Here is a 23,638-nt window from a genome sequence, read left to right as displayed (position 1 = left end):
TACATTACGGGAGGGATCGAATTGAAAAAATGGCTCTATTATATTTTAATTATTTGTTTACTTCTAACTTGTATGCCTATGTACGCATCTGCTGATTCAAGCGTGAAATTATCAACGGAGCTTGGGGCGGAGCGGGAAGCTGCCGTTCTTCCGCTTCCCGCTTTTCCGACCGCAGAGGGGGGAGGCAAATATGTTACTGGCGGCAGGGGCAAGGATGTTTATGAGGTCACAACGCTTGCGGATTACGCGCAAAACGAAGCTCCGATTCCCGGCTCGCTGCGCGATGCCGTAAGCGCGGGGGATCGGACAATCGTCTTCCGTGTAGGAGGCACCATTCATTTGAAAGAGTCGCTTAAGGTGATGGGCAGCAATCTGACCATAGCAGGGCAAACCGCCCCTGGGGACGGTATCACGATCAGCGATTATACGACCTCTCTTGAAGCGGACAATATTATCATACGGTATATCCGCTTCCGGCTGGGGGACCGTTATGCCAGCGAGGACGATGCCTTTGGCGTTCGTTACCACAAAAATATCATCATTGACCACTGCTCCTTCAGCTGGTCCGTGGATGAGGTGGTCAGCCTGTACGACAATGTCAATACGACCGTGCAATGGTCGATCTCTTCGGAAAGCATGCTGATGACGTCGCATCAGAAGGGGCGTCACGGGTACGGCGGGATATGGGGCGGGAACAATGCGTCCTATCTTAACAACCTGATTGCGCACAGCACAAGCCGTAATCCGCGCTTCCCGACGGACAAGCGGGAGCTGGACTTGACGGATATGACTAACAACGTCATTTACAACTGGGGCTTCGCTTCTTCCTACGGCGGCGGAGAAGGCTCATATAATATAAGAAACAATTATTACAAATACGGCCTGAATACCTATCAAAGCGTGCGGAGCCAGCTTTTTGGCGAAGTTGGCAGCGCCTACGATACGAGAATATACATCGGCGGCAACTTTATGGACGGCAATTCTTCGGTAACCAGCAATAACTGGCTCGGCGTGCAGAAGGTTCTGGATTCAGAGGCAAAGCTGGATGCTCCGATCGATGTGAGAGGGAGCTATGAAGAAATCAGCGACGAGCAGTACGGGTATTACGAGGCTGTATCCTCACAGGCGGCATATGAACGAGTGCTCGCGGATGCCGGCGCAACGCTGCCGAAACGGGATGCGATTGATGCCCGCGTGATCAATGATGTTCGCAACCGCACCGGTCAGCATATTAATTCGCCTAAGGAAGTTGGCGGCTATCCGGAGCATCCTATGACCTTGTCCACAGTAGCAGATCAGGATAAGGACGGGATGGATGATGTATGGGAGCAGGCTAACGGTTTGTCGGCTGCGGATCCGGAAGACAGCAGCACAGTGACGTTATCGCCGGAAGGCTATACCAATCTGGAAGTCTACTTAAACGCTCTTGTGCCTTCGGTGCCAGGCGACAATGTCGACAATCCGGCAGCCAGACTGACGAGCCCAAGCAATAACAGCATAATTGAAGCGGGCTCCGATTTAACGATAGAAGCGGAGGCAAGCGACAAAGACGGGATTGCCAAAGTAGAGTTTTATATCGACGGCATGAAGGCCGGTGAAGATATGGAGGCACCGTATCGTTTCCAATGGGCCAATATCGCTGACGGCACGCATTACATCATTGCGCGTGCGATTGATCGGCAAGGTTTGGCGGCGCAATCCTCGAACGCTGCGGTTCACGCCAATACAACAACTGATCTTGGCCCATGGCAATCGGTAGACATCGGCAATGTTGGCATTGAGGGTCATGCGCAAGTAGAAGCCGATCAATCCATCACTGTAAAGTCTGGCGGCGATATCGGCGGCACAGCGGATGCATTCCATTTTCTATACCAGAAGCTGGAAGGCAACGGGGAAATCATAGCGAGAATCGATCATGTGACGCCTACGGATGACAATGCTGAAGCGGGTCTTATGATTCGGGAATCATTGGAGCCAGGCGCAAGAATGGCGCTGATTGCCATTCCGTACGTGAAGAACGGCAAGCAAGCCGCGATGATCGGCCGCGAGACGAACAAAGGAGCTTCGGATCGGATCGAAAGTGATGCGTTCATCCATACGCCTTACTGGCTCAGGCTTGTCCGTCTGGGCGATCAATTGACAGGCCTGGTCTCGCCGGATGGCATCTCGAACTGGACTCGAATTGGCTCCTTCTCCGTCGATTTTGCTGACAATGCGCAGCTCTATGTAGGCTTGGCTGTTGATGCATCTAAGGCCGAGGACAGCGTTTGGAAATATAATACGTCCAGCTTCGCGGGCGTCCAGCTTAAAGCGTTAGCAGCAGATTTCCCAGCGGCTCCGACAGCAGTGACCGCCTCCATTGAATCGGGCGACAAGCAGGTGCAGTTGAATTGGAGCCCCGCTGATGCTAATGCCAAATCTTATATCGTGAAGCGCGGCGATATATCCGGCGGGCCGTACAAGGAAATTGCGAACGTTGCCAGCGGAACGACCTATACTGACGAGAATGTCGTGCCGGACAAATCCTACTACTATACCATCGTAGCTGTTAATTCATCCGGATTAAAAAGCTACGAATCGCAGGAGGTATCAGCAGTGCCTACAGGCGATCCTGAAAATATTTATTATGTAGACGATCACTTCGAGGAGGATGGACTGGCAACCGTTCCGACAGCTTACAAAGCAAGCTTCCCGGGGAATGGCGGGCTAGAGAAGGTTGAAGTGGCTCCCGTACCGAATAGCAGCAGCGGCAATACATCCGCTAAGGCGTTGTATATTACCGACCAAGGCAATGCAACGGAAAATGCCCAAAGCGTATCGTTCTTCCGGCAATTCGAATCACAGAAAGGAACCGTGATTATCGATGCCGACTTTATGCTGACAGAGGAAAGCGGCAATGCCGTGCTTTTTCAAATCAAAAGCTATGATGACAGCAAACGGGCTTTCTCGATCGGGATTCGGAAGCCGACGGCCCCTGAGAATGCGAACAAGTCAGCGACAACGATCGTATACGACAACGGCTCATCCAGCTTTTACGCTTTGTCGGATGAGACATTTGCCCAATATAAAGACAAATGGCAAAATATAAAACTGGTTCTCGATGTGGCGGCAGGCAATGTGACGATTTACTTGAACGGGAAAGAGATCGGCACCTTCGATGATTATAAGGACAAGGACAATTTCAAAAAGATGGGCGTTGGCCGCATCTATTCTGCGACGGCCGGAGGCGGCACGGGTACTTACTATATCGACAATCTGAAAGTATACGTGGAACCGATCGCATCACCTAAAGGATTGAACGCTATGCCTGGAAACGGAGCGGTTCAGCTTGAATGGTCGGAGACGCCGGGCGCATTATCCTACAATGTGTTCAGAAGCGAGTCCGATGGAGGTCCATATACGCTTATACCAGCCACGGAGGAACAGCCAAATCCGGTTCTCATCCCGGCTAGCAGGTTTGTAGATGCCTCCGTAGACAATGATAAAACTTATTATTATGTCATTACGGCGAATAGTCCGACCGGTGAGTCCGGCTATTCCAATCAAGCGCAAGCAAAGCCCAGCGAATCAGCTGCCAAACCGGATGCGCCAGCCGGACTCCGGGCAACTGCCCGGAACGCGCAGCTGGAGCTGGAATGGAATGCCGTTCCGAATGCGGTGTCCTATGAATTGAAGCGTTCAAGCAGCGCTTCCGGTCCGTTCGAAACCATCATGTCCAAAATAACGGATACGTCTTACCGACTTGGCAGCGTTCCGAATGATGAATCTTTTTATTATGTCGTCTCTGCCAAAAGCGTAGGCGGCGAGGGCCCGAATTCGGAGCCGATTTCCGCGAAGGCGTATGCGCCTCCGGGAACTCCTAAAGCCGTATTGCATGAAGGAACGGGATATATCGACTTAAGCTGGACGGATGTCGGTGCAGATACCTACATCGTGAAGCGTGCAGCAAAGGCTGACGGACCGTTCGAAATTATTGCAGATGATATTGCCGCGGCTTCCTTTAAGGACAGCGAGGCAGCCGAAGGCACGCCATATTATTATAAGGTGTTGGCAGTAAGAGCAGGCGTGCAGGGCGTCCAATCAGCCGTTGTGAGCGGCCGTTCATCCAATGCAGGAAGTGGGCCTGAAATACCGGGCAATCTGATCGCGGAGAGCGATGACTCTAAACTTCATCTTACATGGACCGCATCGGATCATGCTGAGTCTTATGAAGTACTGCGAAGCACAAGCAAAAATGGACCATTCACCGTTATTGCGTCAGATATCGCAAATAACTCGTATACGGATTCCGGTTTGATCAATGGGGAGGTCTACTATTATACCGTTGCTTCCCGCAATGCTGCTGGACGGAGCTTTGCCACCGAGCTGGTTAAGGCCATGCCGGCGTTAGTATTGACGGTAGCTAAGGATGGTAGCGGTGATTATGCGACCGTGCAGGCAGCGATTGACGCCGCACCAGACAATGGTGAAACGCCTGCCGTTATCCGGATCAAGGACGGTATCTATCATGAAAAGGTATTTGTGCCGGCGTCAAAAAAGCAAGTAAGCATCATTGGCGAAAGCCGTGAAAATACGGTGATCACTAACGGAGACACAGCTCACACAATAGGACCTGATGGAAAGGAGCTCGGAACGAGCAACAGCTATACCGTGAAGGTATCCGGCACGGACATCAGCCTTTCGAATCTGACAGTGAAGAACAGCGCGGGCATCAATGACGGGCAGGCTGTGGCGTTATATGCCGAGGGAGATCGCGGCATTTATCGGAATGTGAAGCTGCTTGGTTTCCAAGATACGCTGCTTGCCGATAAAGGCAGATCCTATTTTGCCGACAGCTATATCGCGGGGAGTGTTGATTTCATTTTTGGCAATGCTCCGGCCGTATTCAATAACTCGATTTTGCACAGCGCAGGACCAGGTTACGTAACAGCGGCYTCAACGGCGCCTGGCAAGCCTGGGTATGTATTTCTGAACAGCAGGCTGACTGCGGAGCCGGGCTTGACGGGTAAGGTTGATTTAGGAAGACCGTGGAGGCCTGATGCTAATGTCGTCTTTATCAACGCCGTCATGGATGATCATATCAAACCGACTGGCTGGAACAATTGGGGCAACAGTGAGAACGAGAAGACAGCTCGGTTCCACGAGTACGGCAGTCAAGGAACGGGTGCGAATGCGGCTCAGCGCGTCAACTGGTCCATTCAATTGACTCCGGAGGAAGCGGCCCAATATACAATAGAAGAGGTGCTTGGAGGGACGGACGGCTGGAATCCCGAAGATGAACGCATGCTTCCGGACAGCAACTCTACATTGGCTGATTTGAATGTGAACGGCATTCCGGTCGAAGGTTTCAGTTCTCGCACGAAAAATTACCGGCTTGTGCTGCCAGAGGGCATGACGGATGTGCCGACCTTGTCAGCAAAGCCGTTCTCCTCTGCGGCAGAAATCGTAATCATACAAGCGGAAGAAGTTGAAGGCACCGCATCTGCAAGAGTAACGGCGATGGACGGCAGTGTCAGTCTATATACGGTTCGTTATGAGTTGGCATCGGAGGAGGAGCCTGGGGCCGTTGGAATTACTGTCGACATCCCGACTTTGACACTGGAGGCAGGCGATTCCGCTCAGATTCTGGCGACAGTTCAACCGAAAGAAGCGGATCAATCGGTCAGCTGGTCAGGCAGCGATCCTATTATTCATGTCAGCGAAACGGGCCTTATTACAGGCTTGAAGCCGGGAACGGCAAGAGCGACAGTTACCAGCGTTACCTATTCCACTTATAGTACCGGCGTCGAAGTTCTTGTACAGGACCGCAAGGCGCCAGTATGGGACGGCAGACCATTAACGGTAAGCCAGGTGACCAAAAACAGCGTAACCTTGAACTGGCAGGCCGCGTTTGACTATGTAGGCGTTGCGAAATACGCCATTCTAATAAACGGAAAAGTTATTGCTGAGGCGGCTGGCGGCATCCATACGTATAAGGTTGACGGATTGAGCAAAGGAACTGCGTACGAGTTCCAGGTCGTCGCCTATGACGGCGAGCAGAACGGCAGCTCAGCATTGAAAGTGACCGCGACGACCGAGCATGATAACGGAAACGGAAACGGAAATGGTCATTCTGGGAATGGAAATGGGAACGGGAATGGAAACGGAAACGAGATCGCAGAACCGTTTGTCAGTCTAGGAAAAGATGCGTTTCAGGTGCTCGAGGAATCCTCCGTTGACGGTGCCAAAGCGTTTAGGTTGGTTGTGGATGAAAAAAAGTTTGCTCAGGCATGGGATGAGGCAGTGAGCAGCAAGACCAATAAAGTCGTGCTGAATGCTGCATTCATTCAAAACGCTGCAGTGAAGGTAGAAATACCGCTGCCGCTCTCGGCAGGCGCCAAAGGCGTTATCGTGACGGTTCAATCCGAAGATGGTGCTTATGATTTGCCTGCAAAACTGCTTCACTCTGTGTCTGGCACAGCGGCCATTTTGACGATTAGTCCGATTAACGGGCAGTTGCAGCAGCTAATGGAGTCACAAGCCAATGCGCTTGGCGCAAAGTTTATTGCTGCTCCGATCCGTTTCAGCCTGTCTGCCGAGGTGAACGGGGAGCAGCAATCGGTGTCCAATGCTTCTGTCTATACGCGGCTTACGATTAAATTGCCGTTTGGCATGGATCCGAATAAAGCGACCGGCGTCATTGTCGATTCCAAAACCGGAGAACTTCGTTTCGTGCCAACAAAGTTTTTCACAGAGAATGGCATTACACAAGCAGTGCTTCCTCATTCAGAAGGAAACGGCGTTTACGCGGTTATTGAATTATCGAAGTCATTCCCGGACACGGGCAGCCACTATGCAGAGCAGGATATTAGCCTGTTGGCCTCCAAGCTTCTCGTGCAAGGCAATGCAGCGGGGATATTTGAGCCGGAACGGGAAATCCGCCGCGCGGAATTCGCTGCCCTGCTGGTTAGATCGCTTGGCTTGAGTGAGAAACAGCCGAATGAAGCATTTAAGGACGTATCGCTAGACGCCTGGTATGCCGGCTCTGTTGCAGCGGCAGTGCATGCCGGCTTGATGAAAGGCTCCGGAAACGGGACTTTCCGGCCTGAGGATCGAATAAGCCGAGAGGAAATGGTAGTCATGATCGCAAGGGCTGCTGCGTTCGCAGGTCAAGAAAATGGAACGGTTGACCCGGTAAACCAAACCTTCAGCGACTACGGCGAAATTAGCGATTGGGCGAAGGACTCGGTAGGCTGGGCAGCGCAGGCAGGACTCGTAAATGGATTGGGAGATGGGAATTTTGCTCCAGGATACGAGACAACTCGAGCGCAAGCAGTTGTTATAATTAAGCGAATGCTGCAAAGCTTGGGCTTTATCAATTAAGAAGGATTTGGGGATTCGATCGTTGTTTTACTAGGCACCGTCATAGGATAAGGGGTTAGCCACTCAGGCTGGCCTCTTTTTTTAATGATAAAAAGGGTGAAAACCTATCCTGTTTACATTCCGTTTAAAAACGTGAGTTAGGATGACTACATCATCTGATATTGGAGGAATTGCAATGGATCTTAGGTTCAAGAAGAAAGCAGAACCCAACAACGGCGATTGGGCTGTCGAAGCGCGCGGACTCGTTAAAGCTTTCGGCAACGATCGCGCTGTGGATGGCGTAGATTTGAACGTGCGCACCGGTATGATATACGGTGTGCTTGGCCCGAATGGGGCGGGCAAGACTACTACGATTAGAATGCTGGCGACCTTGCTTCGGCCGGACGCGGGCTCAGCGCGAATATTCGGGCATGATGTGGTGAAGGAGTCACAGATTGTCCGTCAGTTAATCGGGGTGACGGGTCAGTATGCTTCGGTTGACGAGTCGCTTAGCGCTACCGAGAACCTGATCATTTTCTCGCGGCTGCTAGGGCTCGGCCGTGCAGAGGCGCGGAAAAAGGCATGGGAGCTGCTTGAGGAATTCGGTTTGACGGAGGCCGCAAAGCGGCCGCTCAAAAATTTCTCCGGCGGCATGCGTCGCCGACTGGATTTGGCGGCGAGCCTTATTGCACAGCCGCCGCTACTCTTTCTTGACGAACCGACTACGGGACTGGACCCGCGTACGCGCGCGCAGATGTGGGATACGATCCGCCGCTTGGTGAATACGGGGTCAACCGTCCTGCTAACGACGCAGTATCTTGAAGAGGCAGATCAACTGGCAGACCGAATTGCGGTTATCGATCATGGCCGAGTGGTCGCAGAGGGCACATTGGATGAACTGAAAGCATCAGTGGGCACCTCGTCGTTGCATTTGAAAGTCCAGAATCCACAAGATATCGAGTCCGCCCGTAAGACCGTTGATCAAGTGCTCGGCATTCAGTCAAACGTATCGTACGAGGCTGGAAAGATTACTGCACCGGTAACGAACGTCGACCGGGTCACCGATCTTCTTAATGCCCTCCGCGAAGCAGGGGTTCACTTGGCCGAGATGAGTGTGCAGAAGCCGACCCTCGACGAGGTATTTCTAACCATAACAGGCCATGGTGTTAAGGAGGAAGGGATACCGGCGTCCCATGAATCGAATGAAGCAGAGGTGGCAAGAGTATGAGAACAACTTCAATTCAACCGGGTGCCGATCGCGAGTTGAAAAACTACACGAGCTTCGGCCAGACGGTACGACACTCGTTGACGATGGCCTATCGGGGGCTGCTGAAGATCCGGCGCACGCCCGAGCAATTGTTTGACGTAACGCTCCAGCCCATCATCTTCACTTTGATGTTTACCTACATCTTTGGCGGGGCAATATCCGGTGACGTAGTGAACTATTTACCGGTCATCATTCCCGGCATTCTCGTGCAGACCGTGATCACGACTTCAATCGTCACCGGCGTTCAACTGCGTGAGGACATGGATAAAGGCGTGTTTGACCGATTCAAGTCTCTGCCTATCGCACGCATCGCTCCGCTCGCAGGGGCGTTGCTCGCAGACACCGTCCGATATACCATTGCGACTGTTCTCACCTTTACCATGGGATATATAATGGGCTACCGTCCCGATGGAGGCCTGGATCATGTCGCCATTGCTGCGATTCTTGTAATTGTATGCGCCTGGTCGATTAGCTGGATATTTGCCTTCTTTGGCGTGATTGCACGCACGGCTTCAAGCGTACAAGGGATATCGATGCTTGTGCTGTTCCCGCTTACGTTTCTTTCCAACGCCTTCGTGCCGGTCAATACAATGCCGGGCTGGCTTCAATGGTTTGTTAACATCAATCCGATCTCGCATCTCGTTACTGCCGTACGTGAACTTGCCAACACGGGAACCATAGGTTGGGATCTAGTTATCTCACTCGTCGGAGCTGCCGTCATTGTGGCGATTTTTGCACCGATCACGGTACGCGCCTATATGCGCCGGACATAATGTAAAAATAAAAAAAGAATAGCCATCCCGTTTAGGGATGGCTATTCTAATCGTATTATCTCATTACATAATCGGCAAGCACGCTCTGAAGCTCATAAATATTGAGGCTTTTATTGAATTTTTTCTCAACAGGAGCTGCCGTCCCGGAAATCCAAATTTTCAGTTCCGCATCCATATCGAACGTTCCTGCCGTCTCAATGCTGAAATGCGTGATACTCTTATAAGGATAGGAGTGGATTTCAACTTTTTTTCCCGTAATACCTTGCTTGTCTACGAGGATAAGCCGTTTATCCGTAAATATAAACAAATCTCTAATCAATTTGTAAGCTTTCTCGAACCTTTCCGTGCTTCCCAGCAAATGCTTGAATTCCTTGTGTACTTCGTCCATCTTCAGTTCAGAGGCATTGCCCATCAGCCCGTCAAGAAATCCCATTTATATTCCCCCATCAACATTTAGTAGTGCACCAGACTAATTCTATAAATAGGTATAGATTCCTTTTATAAAATAGAACACTATGTTAATGGCCATCAATTTTATCTGCAGCTATGAAAATTTATCGAACCAGCTCAATGAATCTGCTGGCCGCACTGGAAAGCGGCATGTTTCGCATAATCATGATACCCACATGAGTAGGAGGCAGCTGCACATCTAATTGAATTTCGAAAAGAGATCCCTCTTCGAGCTCATTCGAAACAAATTCTCTGGTCACGTAAGAAATTCCAAGTCCTTTCCGGGCAAACTCGATAAGAAGATCCACGCTTCCGACCTCGATCTCAGGTTTGAGCGTATAGCCGTACTTTTGAAATAATTCCGTAATGGCCATTCGTGCCCGGCTATTACGTGAGAATAGGATGACGGGATACTGGAGCAGCGTTTCAAGCGATAGAATCACGTCCTTAAGCTCGTCGTAACGGGCCCCGGCTACGAAGCAATCTTGCAGCTTTATACTCTCCGTCACTTCAAGCTGTGAATCAACAATAGGCATACGTACGACGCCTAAATCAATTCTTCCCTCTTTTAGGAAAGTAATGATTTCCGGAGTAGTTCCGTGATTCAAGTGAAGCTTGACGCCAGAATGATGACGGTGAAAGTCTTCCAAGTACGGCAGCAAATAATGCTTGAACAGCGAATCGCTTCCGCCTATGCGAAGCTCACCGCTGTCGAGGTTTTTGAGCGCTGCCATTTTCTCTTCGGCCAGCGATATTAAGATTTGAGACTGCTCAATATAGGAATACAGCATGGTTCCCTCTTGCGTAAGCGTGACGCCTTTTGATGTCCGATAAAACAAAGTGATGCCAAAGCTGTCCTCTAGCTGTTTGATGGCGTGGCTGACGCTGGGCTGAGTGAGGTACAAGGCTTTAGCTGCCTTTGTTAAGCTTCCTGTTTTCGCAGCCCAATAAAAAACTTTGTACAATTCGTAATTGTTGTTCATAGATATGGTCTATAGCTCCTGTGAAATATATTAATTACTTGTATGGTCGATAATCGTATTATAGTGGAAAGACGAAATAGAAACCAGATCTAACGGAGAGAGGAAGAAGGAGAATATTATGCCTATTACAAAAACAATTGATCAATTAGCAATCGATACGATCCGAACCTTGTCCATCGATGCTATAAACAGCGCCAACTCCGGTCATCCTGGGCTGCCAATGGGAGCAGCGCCGATGGCTTACGCCCTTTGGTCCAAAATTTTAAATCACAATCCCGGCCATGCCAAATGGTTTAACCGCGACCGTTTTGTTTTATCTGCGGGTCACGGTTCGGCTTTGTTGTACAGCCTTTTGCATTTATCCGGATACCAGGTATCGCTCGAGGATTTAAAGCAATTTCGCAAGCTGAACAGCAAAACTCCTGGACATCCCGAATTTGGGCATACTGATGGCGTTGATGCAACAACAGGTCCATTAGGACAAGGCGTTGCCATGGCTGTCGGGATGGCGATGGCTGAAGCCCATCTGGCATCGAAATTCAATCAAAACGATTTCCCGGTTATCGATCATTACACCTATGCGCTTGTCGGAGACGGTTGTTTAATGGAAGGGATCTCTTACGAGGCGATGTCCATGGCTGGACATATGAAGCTTGGCAAATTAGTCGTATTGTATGATTCCAACGACATCTCATTGGACGGCGCGCTTAATCTTTCTTTCGGCGAAAATATCCAAAAAAGAACGGAATCGGCTAATTGGGAATATATACGGGTTGAGGACGGGAATGACGTAACGCGTATTTCCGAAGCGATCGAAGCCGCGAAGAAAAATGATTCGCAGCCAACGCTTATCGAAATTCGGACGATTATCGGTTATGGCAGCAAGGTAGCGGGAACGAACAAAGCGCATGGCAATCCGCTGGGCAAAGAAGAAGCGAAGGCAACTAAGGAAGCTTACGGCTGGGAATATGAGAATGAGTTCACTGTGCCGGAAGAAGTCAAAGCTCATTATGAGCAGCTTAAACAAAAAGGCGAGGCTAAGGAAGAAGAATGGAACCATTTGTTCGCTTCTTATAAAGCGCAGTATCCTTTGCAAGGCAAGGAGCTTGAGCAAGCTATCAACGGTTCAGTGTTGTTGGATGCCGCTGACATTCTTACGTTTGACGCGTCCAAAACCATCTCGACCCGCGTAGCGAGCGGCGCAGCCATCAATCATTACGTGAAAACCGTTCCTTCCATTTTTGGCGGCAGCGCGGACTTATCRCATTCGACGATGACAGACATCACGGGAGAGCAATCATTCGCCGTAGATTCTTATTCAGGCCGCAACATTTACTTTGGCGTTCGCGAGCACGCGATGGGGGCAGCTGGTAACGGAATGGCGCTGCATGGCGGCGTAAAACCTTTCGTAAGCACCTTCTTTGTATTCAGTGATTATTTGCGTCCGTCAATTCGTTTGGCTGCGCTGCAGAAGCTGCCTTTAACTTACGTATTCACCCACGATTCGATTGCCGTCGGGGAAGATGGACCTACGCATGAACCTGTAGAGCATCTGGCTGCATTGCGCACGATTCCTGGACTTACGGTTATCAGACCAAGTGATGCGAACGAGACGTCAAGCGCATGGGCGTATGCCTTGCAGCAAAATGATGGTCCGGTAGCACTGGTGCTGAGCAGACAAAATCTTCCGGTATATGAATCAACCAAGGCCAATACGGAAGACGTAGCTAAAGGTGCTTATATCCTAACGGAAACGAACAATCAGCCGGATGTTATTCTGATCGCAACCGGATCCGAGGTATCGCTTGCCGTGAATGCTAAAACGGAGCTGGAGCGGGATAATATCTCTGTACGTGTAGTTGCCATGCCGAGCAGAGAATTGTTCGACCGTCAACCTGATGATTACAAAGAGCGCATTCTTCCTGCATCCGTTACGAAACGTTTAGYGATTGAAGCCGGCATTTCGTTAGGCTGGGAACGTTATACGGGGCATGGAGGAAAAGTGTTATCGATTGATACTTTCGGCGCTTCGGGCCCAGGTAACGAAGTTTTGGAATACTTTGGTTTCTCCTTAGAAAACGTAGTTCGTTTGACAAAAGATCTGCTAAAATAAATATAAACTAACATTTAAAAAAACGGAGGTAGTTAACTATGAAATTTTTTATCGATACTGCAAATCTGGTAGATATCAAAAAAGCGTATAAAATCGGAGTTTTGTCCGGCGTAACGACGAATCCATCTTTGGTTGCCAAAGAAGGCGTAAAGTTCGAAGACCGAATTGCTGAGATTTTGCGGGAAGTGCCAGAAGTAGAATCTGTTTCTGCCGAAGTAACGCCTGATGCGATTACAGCCGAAGAAATGATCGCGCAAGCGAATGAGCTGATCAAAATCAATAATAGTGACAAAAACATCACCATTAAGCTCCCGATGACGTTGGCTGGTTTGGAAGCTTGCCGTTACTTGACTAAAAAAGGCGTGAAAACGAATGTAACGTTGATTTTTACGGTGAACCAAGCTCTCTTGGCCGCTCGCGCAGGCGCTACCTATGTTTCTCCATTCTTGGGCCGCTTGGATGATATTTCGGAAGACGGCGTCCTATTAGTGTCAAAAATCGCTGAATTGTTCCGCACGCATAACCTGGACGCGCAAATTATCGCTGCATCTGTCCGTCATCCGGATCACGTGACTCGCGTAGCAATGGCTGGTGCTCATATTGCAACGATTCCGTTCTCGGTTATCGAACAAATCTCCAAACATCCTCTAACGGATCAAGGGATGGAGAAATTTGCTGCCGATTGGAAAAAAACAGTTTCATAATAATTTTTGAGCGTCAAAAAGCACATATACACAGAAACGCATTCCAATGGAATGCGTTTTTCTTTATATATAAGAATTTATATGTTTTCACATATAAACGTGCTTATATATCTCCGCGAAACGACTGCTTTTGCCACAGAGGACGGCGACAGCCGTTTACGCTTGTGGCGAGAGGAAGGATTGCCATTGCGAACCGAACCGGGTGTTATAGCCCGGCATTTGCCGCTTAACCAGCTGTTTATCTATTTTGGTGAATCACTGTGGGAATTGCGCCACTGGGTAGGCGTTACGCCTACAAAGCGCTTAAACACGGTCGCAAAATGCTGGCTTGATTGATAGCCTAAACGATGTGAAATATCCGTTACCGAATCTTGTGATTCCGCAAGCTGACGACAAGCTGCTTTCACGCGAAGCCGCTCGACGTAAGTAACGGGTGGCTCCCCGGAAAATTCCTGAAAGGTCCGATAGAAATGGGAGGTGCTGACGCCGGCGATTGCGGCAAGTTCTTTTACGGATGGACGCCATTCCGGTTCATTGCCCATTTTCGCAACGAGCCCGTTAAATTGGTGCAGCAGATCTGGTGCGATTGCATAGGTGTCAGAGCTAGGCTGAATTAAGGCTAGCAGAATATCAAGAAGGGCGCTTCGCACAGCGGTACTTTGGTGAGGCCCTTCAATAATTAGCGCTTTTTTTAATTTCTTGAATGACTCAACGGGAGGCAGTCCAATTTGCATAACACGAGGCAATCGTGAAAGCGCTTGGTCCATATGTATGCTTTCTTCCGGAGCCAATCGAAGCCAGCCCTCCTGGTGAGGAGCGCTAATGATCAACCACCAAAATTTGCAGGGCTCTATCACGTTGAAGCCGCCCCGGTGTTTCTCGCCGGGACGTGAATGGAACAAATCGCCTGCGTGCGTCTCATAAAGTCCGCCTTCTAGCTCCCAGCGCGCTTTTCCCCGCTCAATCAGGACGAATTCATAGCATCCTGGATGTTCATGCTCGTTAAGCGGCAATGCTTTACGCAATTCATCGCTTCCAAGCATGACAAATTCCGGTACGAGACGGATGCTTGGATCCATCTCTGTATTGTATGTCCAGCGGGCGCTTCGTGTTAAGGCGTTCTGCTCTTTTTCCAATGAAGCTTGTCTATCCGATTCTGTATTAGGTTTCGCCATGAGGAGTTATCTCCCTTATGTTTCTATATGCGTTCTATGTTTCTTATCCTACTTCGTAATAACATGAACGTCAAAGGGTACCTGTGGAGGTTAAGATGATGTCAACCACGAATAAGGAGGCATTATCTATGACATTGCAAGCTGAACGTTCTTACCAAATTACGCAGAAGGATAAGGAATTATTTAACAGTGACGGGTATTGGATTAGCCCAAAACTAATTGACGATGAGCAAATTGAGCGGTTGCGCGAAGCGCATAATCGGATTTGGTCAGGAGAATACGACGGCGACGGACTGCCGATGAACCATTTTCGGCTAAGTGACAATCCGGACGCGCTGCGTAAGCTGGACAATGGCTGGTGGATCAATGATGAAATACGTAAAGTCGTAACGGATCCGTTGATCGGCGAACTGTCGGCAGATTTGCTGGAGACAAATGAAATCCGGTTATGGCATGACCAGATCATATACAAACCGGGTATTGGAGATAAGATTTCCGGTGACGGCAATGTGGGATGGCATCAGGACTACGGCTATTGGCAGTGCTCGGATACGCACGATATGATTACGGTCTGGATCGCTCTTCAGGACACGGACTTGTCGAACGGCGGTATGATGACGATCTTGGGATCCCACAAGCGGGGACTGATTCCAGACAGCGACTCGTTCTTCAATCAAAACCTGGATGAGCTGAAGCAGAAGCATTCGGGAGACCGTGATTGGGTGGAAGAGCCTTGTATTCTGAAGGCAGGTCAAGCAAGCTTTCATCACGGACTTACTTTCCATGGCTCAGGACCAAACCGTACGAATGATCCCCGGCTGTCCGTCGTAGCTCATGTCATGAAAGGTGGCACCAGCTATCGAGCAGGGATACAACGACATGACAACATCCGTTTGCTGGGCCCACGTCCTATTCATGGCCAAGCTTTCGCAAACGACTACTTTCCAATTTTGTTCAAAAGATAGCAACGAGGCTGCCGGAAGTTTTTCGGCAGCCATTTTTATGTCTTTGTAACCTTATCGCTCCTGTACCGTCGAACGGATGAATAAACGAATCGATAAAGAAGTGTAGGAATTAATGATGAACTAGAGCTATAATTGAACTAGAAGTCAAAGACAGATGATTACTCAACCGACCGTCAGACTTGAAGGAGCTTAAGCAATGAACCTGCCATTATCGCAATCAAAGCAACAAACCGTAAGCTTGAAGAAATTATGGTCTTTTTTTCTGCCGCTGGGTATTTCGGCAAGTTTAGTCACGATTTCACATGTTATCATTAACAGTACGTTAAGCAAGGCCGCTGACCCTGAACGCATTATAGCCAGCTATGCGGTTGCGATGAGTCTGCTTGCTATTACTGAACGGCCGGCCGTGCTGCTGAGGCAAACCAGTTCTGCGCTTGTCCGGGATAAACGATCATTTATTTCAACGCTCACGGTTGCGCAGCTTGTGTTTGCCAGCATTATGGTGTTAGGTATGATCATCAGCTATACTCCGCTTGGTACTCTTATTTTTAGGGGCGTGTTCGGAGTCGGTGAAGACAACGTCCAGGATGTTATTCATGTGTATAAAGTACTGATGTTCGTAAGTTTGTTTTCCGGTATTCGCTGCTTTTACCAAGGCGTTATTATATATAATTTACGGACGAAATGGTTAACGATCGGTATGGCGATTCGGCTGGCAGGTATGTATGCGCTCTCACTCTATTTTATTCGTACAGGGGTTACCAGCGGGGCCGTAGGAGCGTTTATTTTCCTATTCGGGATGATCATCGAAGCTGCAGTCAGCTTTTTGGAGGGACGTTTACTGGTTCGAAAGATGCCGGAAAAGCTGGAGAACCATATGATAGAAAAAAAACGGCATGTTTTTATTTTTTACAAGCCATTGCTGTTTTCTTCGTTTATTTCGGTCTGGATCGGACCGGCGATTAATGCGATGCTAGGGAAGACTTGGGATGCTCAGCTGGCCATCGCTTCGTTCGCTATCGCGGCTAGTCTCGTCATGCTGATTAGCAGTTTTTTTAGTTATTTCCATCAGATTGTCATTAATTTCTACCGGATCGACCCGGTTGCAGTCCGAAAATTCGTTCTGATGCTTGGCTTCGTGCCCGCTCTATTGATGGGATTGATCGCTTACACGCCTGTAGGTGTTTTTTTGCTGGAGCATGTCATAGGCGTGCATGGACGGCTGCAAGCGGAGAGCATCCGGGTGCTGCAGGGCTTTGTGCTGTTTGCCCTCGTTATGCCTTGGCTTGATGTCTTGAACGGACTGGTGCTCGTGCGCGGGCAAACGAAGCTCATTATCGGCTCCCAAATTGCCAATTTGAGCTTTACCTTTACTACGCTGCTTGTGTGTATTGCATTATCACCTGAATGGAACGGAACGATAGGGGCTTTGGCCCAATCGATCGGTATGGCAGCAGAGCTTATATTTGTTGCGCTGGCGCTGCGGTTTATTAAACCATTGGCTCCCGCTTAGCGCTAGATTGCGCTAAGCTTTCTACCTATAAATGAACGCCGAGAAATTCGAGATTCATCATTGGATAAATAAGAAAATCCCCGACGCTTGTCGGGGATTTCTATTTTGTTGCTGCATTCCAAAACTAACGCGACCCGTTTGCTCTACTTAGATAGGACCAATTGCTGCAGCAATTCTATCGAGTGCTTCTTGTACGGTAGTCGGATCAGGATCTGTCCATAGAGCTTGCAGTAGATGTGCTAATGAATAAAGTCTCTGATACCAATAATGATATTCGTTTAAGACAAGTTGAGTACGTTTAATAGCTATTTAACGTCATAGATGACTAATAAAGAATGTTATGAAATGATTGTTTAAGTGACTATAATAATAATGGAAAGTTCCGATAAATTCCGTATAAAAAATATCGAGTGAGTAATAAATTTTTACGATAATATGTATTTGTAAAGGAGGGAAATGAATGCTACAAGAATTCAATAATTTAATGGATTACATCGAAACACATTTAACGGAAGAAATCTCTGGAAAAGATATATCAAAAATTGTAGGATTATCTGATTATCATTTTAAAAGAATGTTTTCGTATATGGCTGGAATGTCATTGAATGAGTATATCAAAAATAGGAGATTATCAGTTGCGAATGTTGAATTAATAAACGGAGCAAAAGTGACAGATATTGCCTATAAATATGGCTATCAATCTATAGAAGGATTTTCAAGAGCCTTTCGTGGATGGAGTGGTTTTTTACCTTCAGAAGTAACTAAAAACAAAATTCAAAAATCATTTCCCAAGTTTTCATTCTTTATAGATATAAGAGGAGGAATATCCATGGAATTCAAAATTGAAAAAAAAGAGAAGTTTAATATAGTAGGTGTATCGAAAAGAGTGCCAATTCAATTCGAAGGTGAAAATAATGCTATCTTAGAACTAGCCCAGTCAATTACCGAACAACAAAGAAATGAAATGCATCAATTAGCTGATTTATATCCTCATCAAGTCTTGAATGTATCTTATGATTTTGATGATGGTTTCTTGGAAGAAAAAGGATACTTAACTCATATGATTGGTTTTGCAACTACAAAAGAAAATCCATTCGATGATTTAGAGCAAATTTCTATTGAAGAAAGTTTATGGGCAATTTTCCCTAATCAAGGACCATTTCCTGCTACGCTTCAAGAAACTACCGCAAAAATTTATTCTGAATGGTTGCCTTCTTCAGATTATGAAGTAGCAGATATACCTGGAATTTCTTTTACAAAGCACAATGGTACATCGGAAAATGTATATAGCGAAATTTGGATGCCAGTAAAGAAAAAAGTTAGCGATAAACTTGGATGATTATCATATTTACAGAAGTGTTATTCCGTTAAATCTTCATTTACCATATTAGCCCAGTTAGTAGAGATTGACTGGTCTTTTTGAATTTGATGAAAAATCTACACTTATCGCTAACAGAGCCAAAAATAATAATCGGTAATAGAGAATATTGATTGCGTTTCCATTGTCCGGGGCATAGCCTCGGGCTTATTTGTTTAATTAATCTAACGTTTGGCTGAGCCCTGCCGTTTTTATTATTGGCGTCAACCCTTGTTAAGGGTATTTTGAGAAAAGAATAACCGCTTTCCTACATCGTCAATCACCTTGGGGAGGTGGAGTCACGGATCACGAGCTCAGGCTCCAAATATACGGTTTTAAGTGATTCCGGGTTATCAATAAGCTCGAGAATGGTTGCTGAAATGACGGATGATATCGTATCGATGGCTACACCGACAACGGTCATCGGCGTTTCAAGGTGTTCCATTTGAGGCAGGTTGTCATAACTGACAACGGAAATATCCTGCGGAACGCGAAGCCCATGCTCTCCTATTGCTCGAATGATGCCTCGTGTCAAATCGATGCCACCGCTGATGACAGCGGTAGGGCATGACGTTTGCCCCAGCATCGTACGTGCGGCCAAATATCCGTCGTGAAATTCTAAGCCGTTCATGTGAAGCACTGCGTCGTTCCTGACTTGTAAGCCAAGACGGGTCATTTCGTCGCGAAATGCTTCGATTTTTACGGTCTGCAAAGGATCTTGCGAGTTAGGTTCGCCGATAAAGGCGATATCTTTATGACCGAGTTCAACCAAATGAAGTACGGCAAGACGAACGGCTTGGCCCCGGTTTACGTCAACGGCAGAATACGGTGTGTAGCCTGCGGCGCCGTACGTTAGAATGGGGATCTGCAGCGGATTTAACTTGTTAAAGCTGGAAATGCTATCCTTGTCTCCAAAGACGAGTATGGCATCTACTTGGTATCGGCGGAAGATTTCGATCGCCGATTCCAAATGGCTTATGGAAAGCAAAGTAACGTAACCCTTTTTTTCAAGTTGTTCATTAATCTTTGTAATCAAGGATGAAAGGGCGGCGCGTTCAATGGATGGCCATACGACGCCAATCGCTCCGCTTCTTCGGGAGACGAGGCTTCGGGCTGCGATATTGGGTTGGTAACCCATTTCCTTTGCGATAGAAAGTATATGCTGTTTTGTTTTGTTCTGTACGAGCGGGCTGTCTCTCATTGCCTTGGAGACAGTGGAGAAACTGACGCCGGCTCGGTCTGCGATGTCTTTAATGGTTACCATGGATTCCCTCCGGAAGGCACTAGTCCGAGTTCTAATTTATGTCGTTCACTTTATCATAGAATACATTTTTTGCAAATGAAAGCGGCATGTTTTTCGTATAGACAGCAATGGGATATTCGGATATCATAAAAATAACAACGTTGTTAATTTGCGATTAAAGGTGGTTTTATAAATGTTAGAATTACAAAATACCGTATCAGTCGTTATCGGTGGCAATGGCGTGTTAGGCAGTGCCATGTCTGCTGCGCTTGCGGAAGCAGGATCAAAAGTGGCGGTCGTCGGCAGGGACATGGAAAAAGCTCGGCTCGTTTGTGAGCAGATCGAGCGGAATGGCGGAATCGCGATTCCTTTGCAGGCGGACGCGACAAAAAAAGAGGAACTGCAGTCGGTTTTGAATAAAGTGCTTGAATGGGGCGGCCGTGTGGATACGCTTGTTAATGCCTCGGGGACGAATAGCGCGACACCGTTTTTTGATCTCGAAATGGAGGAATGGGACCGAATTATGGATGTTAACCTCAAAAGCGTAGTTTTGGCCAGCCAGGTTTTTGGTAAAAGGATGATTGAGCAGGGGGATGGCGGCTCCATAATCAATATTTCTTCCGTATCCTCTTCACCTCCGCTGTCCCGGGTATTTACTTACTCGGTATCGAAAGCCGGGGTAAATAGCGTAACCCAATATTTGGCCAGGGAGTTTGCTCCGAGCAAGGTAAGGGTTAACGCCATCATTCCTGGCTTCTTCCCGGCAGAACAAAACAAAAAAATCTTATCGCCGGACAGAGTGGAATCGATTATGAAGCACACACCAATGAATCGCTTCGGAGATCCGGAGGAACTTAAAGGAACCATTGTTTACTTGGCCTCAGCAAAAGCATCATCATTTGTCACCGGAGCGATGATCCGGGTTGACGGAGGGTTTGGAGCGATGACCATATGAGTAATTTACTTCGAAGTTTAGTTGAAAATACGCCTATACCGAAGCTGGTGAAGATTCGTCAGTCGTTTGATGACACTATACTTGAGGATCCTATCGGAGAATTGATTGAGCGGCTGCGTACGGCCGATTCCATGACCGGGATTACTGCAGGACAGAGGGTTGCGGTGGCCGTAGGCAGCCGGGGAATTTCCCGAATCGATGAGCTCACAAAAACTGTTATTGACGAATTGAAGAGAATCGGCGCCGAGCCTTTCATTGTGCCATGTATGGGAAGTCATGGGGGAGCCACGGCAGAAGGGCAAACCGAGGTGCTTGCCCATCTAGGCGTAGACGAGGAGCGAATGGGTTGTCCGGTCCGTTCATCGATGGAAGTCGTAGAGCTTGATCGCCTGCCGAACGGCTTGCCGATTTACTGTGACAAAATCGCTGCCACGGAGTCGGATGCCATCATCGTCATTAACCGCATCAAACCGCATACGGCTTTTCGAGGGGCAATTGAAAGCGGCATGTTTAAAATGATCTCGATCGGACTTGGGAAGCAAAAAGGAGCGGAGGCTTGCCATCAGCTGGGCTTCAAGTATATGGCTGAGAATGTTCCGGCAATGGCACGCGTGATGATCGAGAAGCTTCCGATCCGGTTTGGGGTAGCGGTCGTGGAAAACGCGTATGACCAAATCTGCCGGATTGAGGTTCTCGGAACGGATACGATGGAGGAACGAGAGAAGGAGCTGTTAATCGAAGCGAAGAGCCGACTCCCGCAAATCTTTTTCAATGATCTGGACGTTCTTGTTATTGATTACATCGGTAAAAACATTAGCGGTGACGGAGCGGATCCGAATATCACGGGCAGGTATCCGACGCCTTATGCGCATGGGGGACCTGAGGTGAACAAGATGGTCGTTCTCGACCTGACGCCAGAGTCCCAGGGCAATGCAAACGGAGTGGGCACAGCCGATTTCACGACAAGCAGACTAGTTAGCAAGACGGATTGGCCAGCTACTTACGCCAATGGACTAACCTCAACGGTCTGTGCGCCGACGAAACAAGCGACAACGCTTGAGAATGACCGCGATGCCATTAAGGCAGCGATTAAAACCTGCAACATTTTGGATTACACACAGTGCAAGCTGGTTCGTATTCGGGATACGCTGCATCTTGGAACGATTGAAATTTCCGAATCACTGCTTGAGGAAGCAAAAAGAAATCCGCGCATCGAGATTTTGGAAGGACCTTACGAGTGGAAGTTCGACGAGGAAGGATTTTTGCCAAAATGAGTGCGGATGCCAAAATAGTCATAGCCATTGATATCGGAACGACGAGCACGAAGACATTGGCCGTCGACCTGACAGGACAGATCCTTGGAAGCCATTCGATTGAGTATCCGCTGCACACTCCAAGGCAAGGGTATGCCGAACAGGATCCCGATGTCATCTGCGAGGCTGTCATTGATAGTGTTGGTCATGTTATGAAGAAAGGCGGTTTTCAAGCAGGGGAAATACGGTGTGCTGCCTTTAGCTCAGCCAACCACAGCTTGATTCTGCTTGATGCGAACGGACTTCCGCTCACGCCCAGCATTACCTGGGCGGATCTGCGCAGCGCGGACCAGGCCGAGCGGTTGATGAATGACGGAACGGTATTATCGGTCTATTCGCGGACGGGCACGCCGATCCACCCGATGTCACCGCTCGTCAAGCTGGTCTGGATGAGGGAGGAACGGCCGGATCTATTTCATTCCGCGCATCATTTCGTCGGAATAAAGGAATATATTTTGAATAAGTTATTTGGAATTATGATGATGGACCATTCGATAGCAAGCGCTACCGGTTTATTTAATCTCGAGACGTTGACGTGGGATCAGGAAGCATTAATTCTGGCAGGCATTCGTGAGGATCAATTGCCCAAGCTTGTTCCTTCGACGGAGCGAATCGATGGGCTGAACAGGGAAGCGGCACTACGGATGGGACTTGGTACGGACACGCCATTCATTCTCGGGGCGCAGGACGGAGTATTAGCCAATCTTGGAATTGGCGCGGTGGAGGAGGGTGTGCTGGCAGTGACGATTGGCACAAGCGGAGCTGTACGGACGACCGTAAAACGGCCTACCTTCGATGCGGATGGGAAACTGTTCTGCTACGCTTTGACGAAAGATCATTGGTTTGTCGGCGGGCCTTCCAACAACGGTGCTATCGTAGCCAGGTGGATTTCGGATCGCCTCTACCCTGGGAAATCGATTGATGAGGTGCTTCCTTTAGCCGCTGCTGTGCCTCCGGGATCCAACGGCCTGCTTTTTCTGCCTCTCTTATCGGGAGAACGGGCTCCTTTCTGGGATGCCCAGGCTAAAGGTGTCATGTTCGGATTGACGCTTGCGCATAGGGAAACGGATATGCTTCGCGCTGCAATGGAAGGCGTTCTGTTTCAGATTACGGCAATCGTTTTCTTAATGAAGCAGGCAGGTGAAAAGCCTAAAGAGGTAAGGGCATCCGGAGGTTTTGCCCGTTCTGCCTTATGGTGCCAAATGATGGCCGACATGCTGGGCGTGCCCGTACGGGTACCCGAGTCAGTAGAAAGCTCAGGACTCGGAGCTGCTCAGCTTGGATTATACGCTATGGATGGCTGCCGCGGCCCGCTGCTGAGGTGGATGGAGCAGAAAGGCAGCTTCTATGAACCCGATATGACCAATCATAAGCTTTATCAAAAAATACTTCCGCTATATTTAAGCTTATACGATCGATTGAAAGAGCCTATGAGGGAAATATCGAAACTGCAGCATATGTCGGTTGGATGAATTTAATGGAAGGC

Annotated in this window: 15 protein-coding genes; 11 read left to right on the top strand and 4 right to left on the bottom strand. The window is 48.5% G+C overall.

All coding sequences use genetic code 11. The annotated features are described in order from the left end of the window. The first annotated feature begins 72 nt into the window (after positions 1–72). The 3 genes from AC1DLI_RS17350 (at position 73) to AC1DLI_RS17340 (ending at position 9,381) form a co-directional block, all read left to right on the top strand. A complete protein-coding gene (locus tag AC1DLI_RS17350) occupies positions 73–7,362 on the top strand; it encodes a pectinesterase family protein (protein WP_477605060.1) in 7,290 nt (2,429 codons plus the stop codon). A 175-nt stretch (positions 7,363–7,537) separates the two neighbouring features. After that, positions 7,538–8,569: an ATP-binding cassette domain-containing protein gene (locus AC1DLI_RS17345; RefSeq protein WP_477604645.1), complete on the top strand. Its 1,032-nt coding sequence runs from the start codon at positions 7,538–7,540 to the stop codon at positions 8,567–8,569. Next, entirely contained in the window at positions 8,566–9,381 is an 816-nt protein-coding gene (locus AC1DLI_RS17340; RefSeq protein WP_477604643.1) for an ABC transporter permease, read from the top strand. Before AC1DLI_RS17345 ends, AC1DLI_RS17340 begins: the two co-directional genes overlap by 4 nt. A gap of 55 nt (positions 9,382–9,436) precedes the next feature. Here AC1DLI_RS17340 and AC1DLI_RS17335 read toward each other — a convergent pair whose 3' ends face one another. Beyond that, the gene (locus tag AC1DLI_RS17335; RefSeq protein WP_477604641.1) at positions 9,437–9,814 is read right to left on the bottom strand and encodes a PH domain-containing protein; all 378 of its coding nucleotides are present in this window, start codon (positions 9,812–9,814) and stop codon (positions 9,437–9,439) included. Positions 9,815–9,935: 121 nt separating this feature from the next. After that, positions 9,936–10,814 (bottom strand): LysR family transcriptional regulator, encoded by an 879-nt coding sequence (locus AC1DLI_RS17330; protein ID WP_477604639.1) that lies wholly within the window; start codon positions 10,812–10,814, stop codon positions 9,936–9,938. A gap of 124 nt (positions 10,815–10,938) precedes the next feature. On the opposite strand from AC1DLI_RS17330, the gene tkt reads away from it, so the two are divergent. Both tkt and fsa read left to right on the top strand, forming a co-directional pair. After that, positions 10,939–12,927: a transketolase gene (gene tkt, locus AC1DLI_RS17325; protein WP_477605058.1), complete on the top strand. Its 1,989-nt coding sequence runs from the start codon at positions 10,939–10,941 to the stop codon at positions 12,925–12,927. 38 nt (positions 12,928–12,965) lie between these two features. Continuing rightward, a complete protein-coding gene (fsa, locus tag AC1DLI_RS17320; RefSeq protein WP_308998398.1) occupies positions 12,966–13,631 on the top strand; it encodes a fructose-6-phosphate aldolase in 666 nt (221 codons plus the stop codon). A gap of 242 nt (positions 13,632–13,873) precedes the next feature. Here the strand turns inward: fsa and AC1DLI_RS17315 are convergent, their stop codons facing one another. Then, a complete protein-coding gene (locus tag AC1DLI_RS17315) occupies positions 13,874–14,806 on the bottom strand; it encodes a helix-turn-helix domain-containing protein (RefSeq protein ID WP_477604637.1) in 933 nt (310 codons plus the stop codon). Between the two features lie 128 nt (positions 14,807–14,934). On the opposite strand from AC1DLI_RS17315, the gene AC1DLI_RS17310 reads away from it, so the two are divergent. The 3 genes from AC1DLI_RS17310 (at position 14,935) to AC1DLI_RS17300 (ending at position 18,623) form a co-directional block, all read left to right on the top strand. Next, positions 14,935–15,771, top strand: coding sequence for a phytanoyl-CoA dioxygenase family protein (locus AC1DLI_RS17310; protein WP_477604635.1), 837 nt, complete (start codon positions 14,935–14,937; stop codon positions 15,769–15,771). Positions 15,772–15,967: 196 nt separating this feature from the next. Further along, entirely contained in the window at positions 15,968–17,284 is a 1,317-nt protein-coding gene (locus AC1DLI_RS17305) for a multi antimicrobial extrusion protein MatE (RefSeq protein WP_477604633.1), read from the top strand. Positions 17,285–17,744: 460 nt separating this feature from the next. After that, complete coding sequence (locus tag AC1DLI_RS17300) at positions 17,745–18,623, top strand: AraC family transcriptional regulator (protein ID WP_104150379.1); 879 nt, start codon at positions 17,745–17,747, stop codon at positions 18,621–18,623. A gap of 298 nt (positions 18,624–18,921) precedes the next feature. On the opposite strand, the gene AC1DLI_RS17295 is transcribed toward AC1DLI_RS17300, so the two are convergent. Further along, a complete protein-coding gene (locus AC1DLI_RS17295; RefSeq protein WP_477604630.1) occupies positions 18,922–19,905 on the bottom strand; it encodes a LacI family DNA-binding transcriptional regulator in 984 nt (327 codons plus the stop codon). Positions 19,906–20,077: 172 nt separating this feature from the next. On the opposite strand from AC1DLI_RS17295, the gene AC1DLI_RS17290 reads away from it, so the two are divergent. Genes AC1DLI_RS17290 through AC1DLI_RS17280 form a run of 3 tightly spaced genes read left to right on the top strand, consistent with a single transcriptional unit; the run spans position 20,078 to position 23,624 of the window. After that, positions 20,078–20,839 (top strand): SDR family oxidoreductase, encoded by a 762-nt coding sequence (locus AC1DLI_RS17290; protein ID WP_477604628.1) that lies wholly within the window; start codon positions 20,078–20,080, stop codon positions 20,837–20,839. Next, positions 20,836–22,113: a nickel pincer cofactor-dependent isomerase, group 22 gene (locus tag AC1DLI_RS17285; RefSeq protein WP_477604626.1), complete on the top strand. Its 1,278-nt coding sequence runs from the start codon at positions 20,836–20,838 to the stop codon at positions 22,111–22,113. The genes AC1DLI_RS17290 and AC1DLI_RS17285 overlap by 4 nt, the downstream gene beginning before the upstream one ends. Further along, the gene (locus AC1DLI_RS17280) at positions 22,077–23,624 is read left to right on the top strand and encodes a gluconokinase (RefSeq protein WP_477604624.1); all 1,548 of its coding nucleotides are present in this window, start codon (positions 22,077–22,079) and stop codon (positions 23,622–23,624) included. Before AC1DLI_RS17285 ends, AC1DLI_RS17280 begins: the two co-directional genes overlap by 37 nt. The last annotated feature ends 14 nt before the right edge of the window (positions 23,625–23,638 follow it).

The sequence above is a fragment of the Paenibacillus sp. 01T443 genome (assembly GCF_056398325.1).
This window is presented reverse-complemented; position numbering and strand designations above follow the sequence as displayed.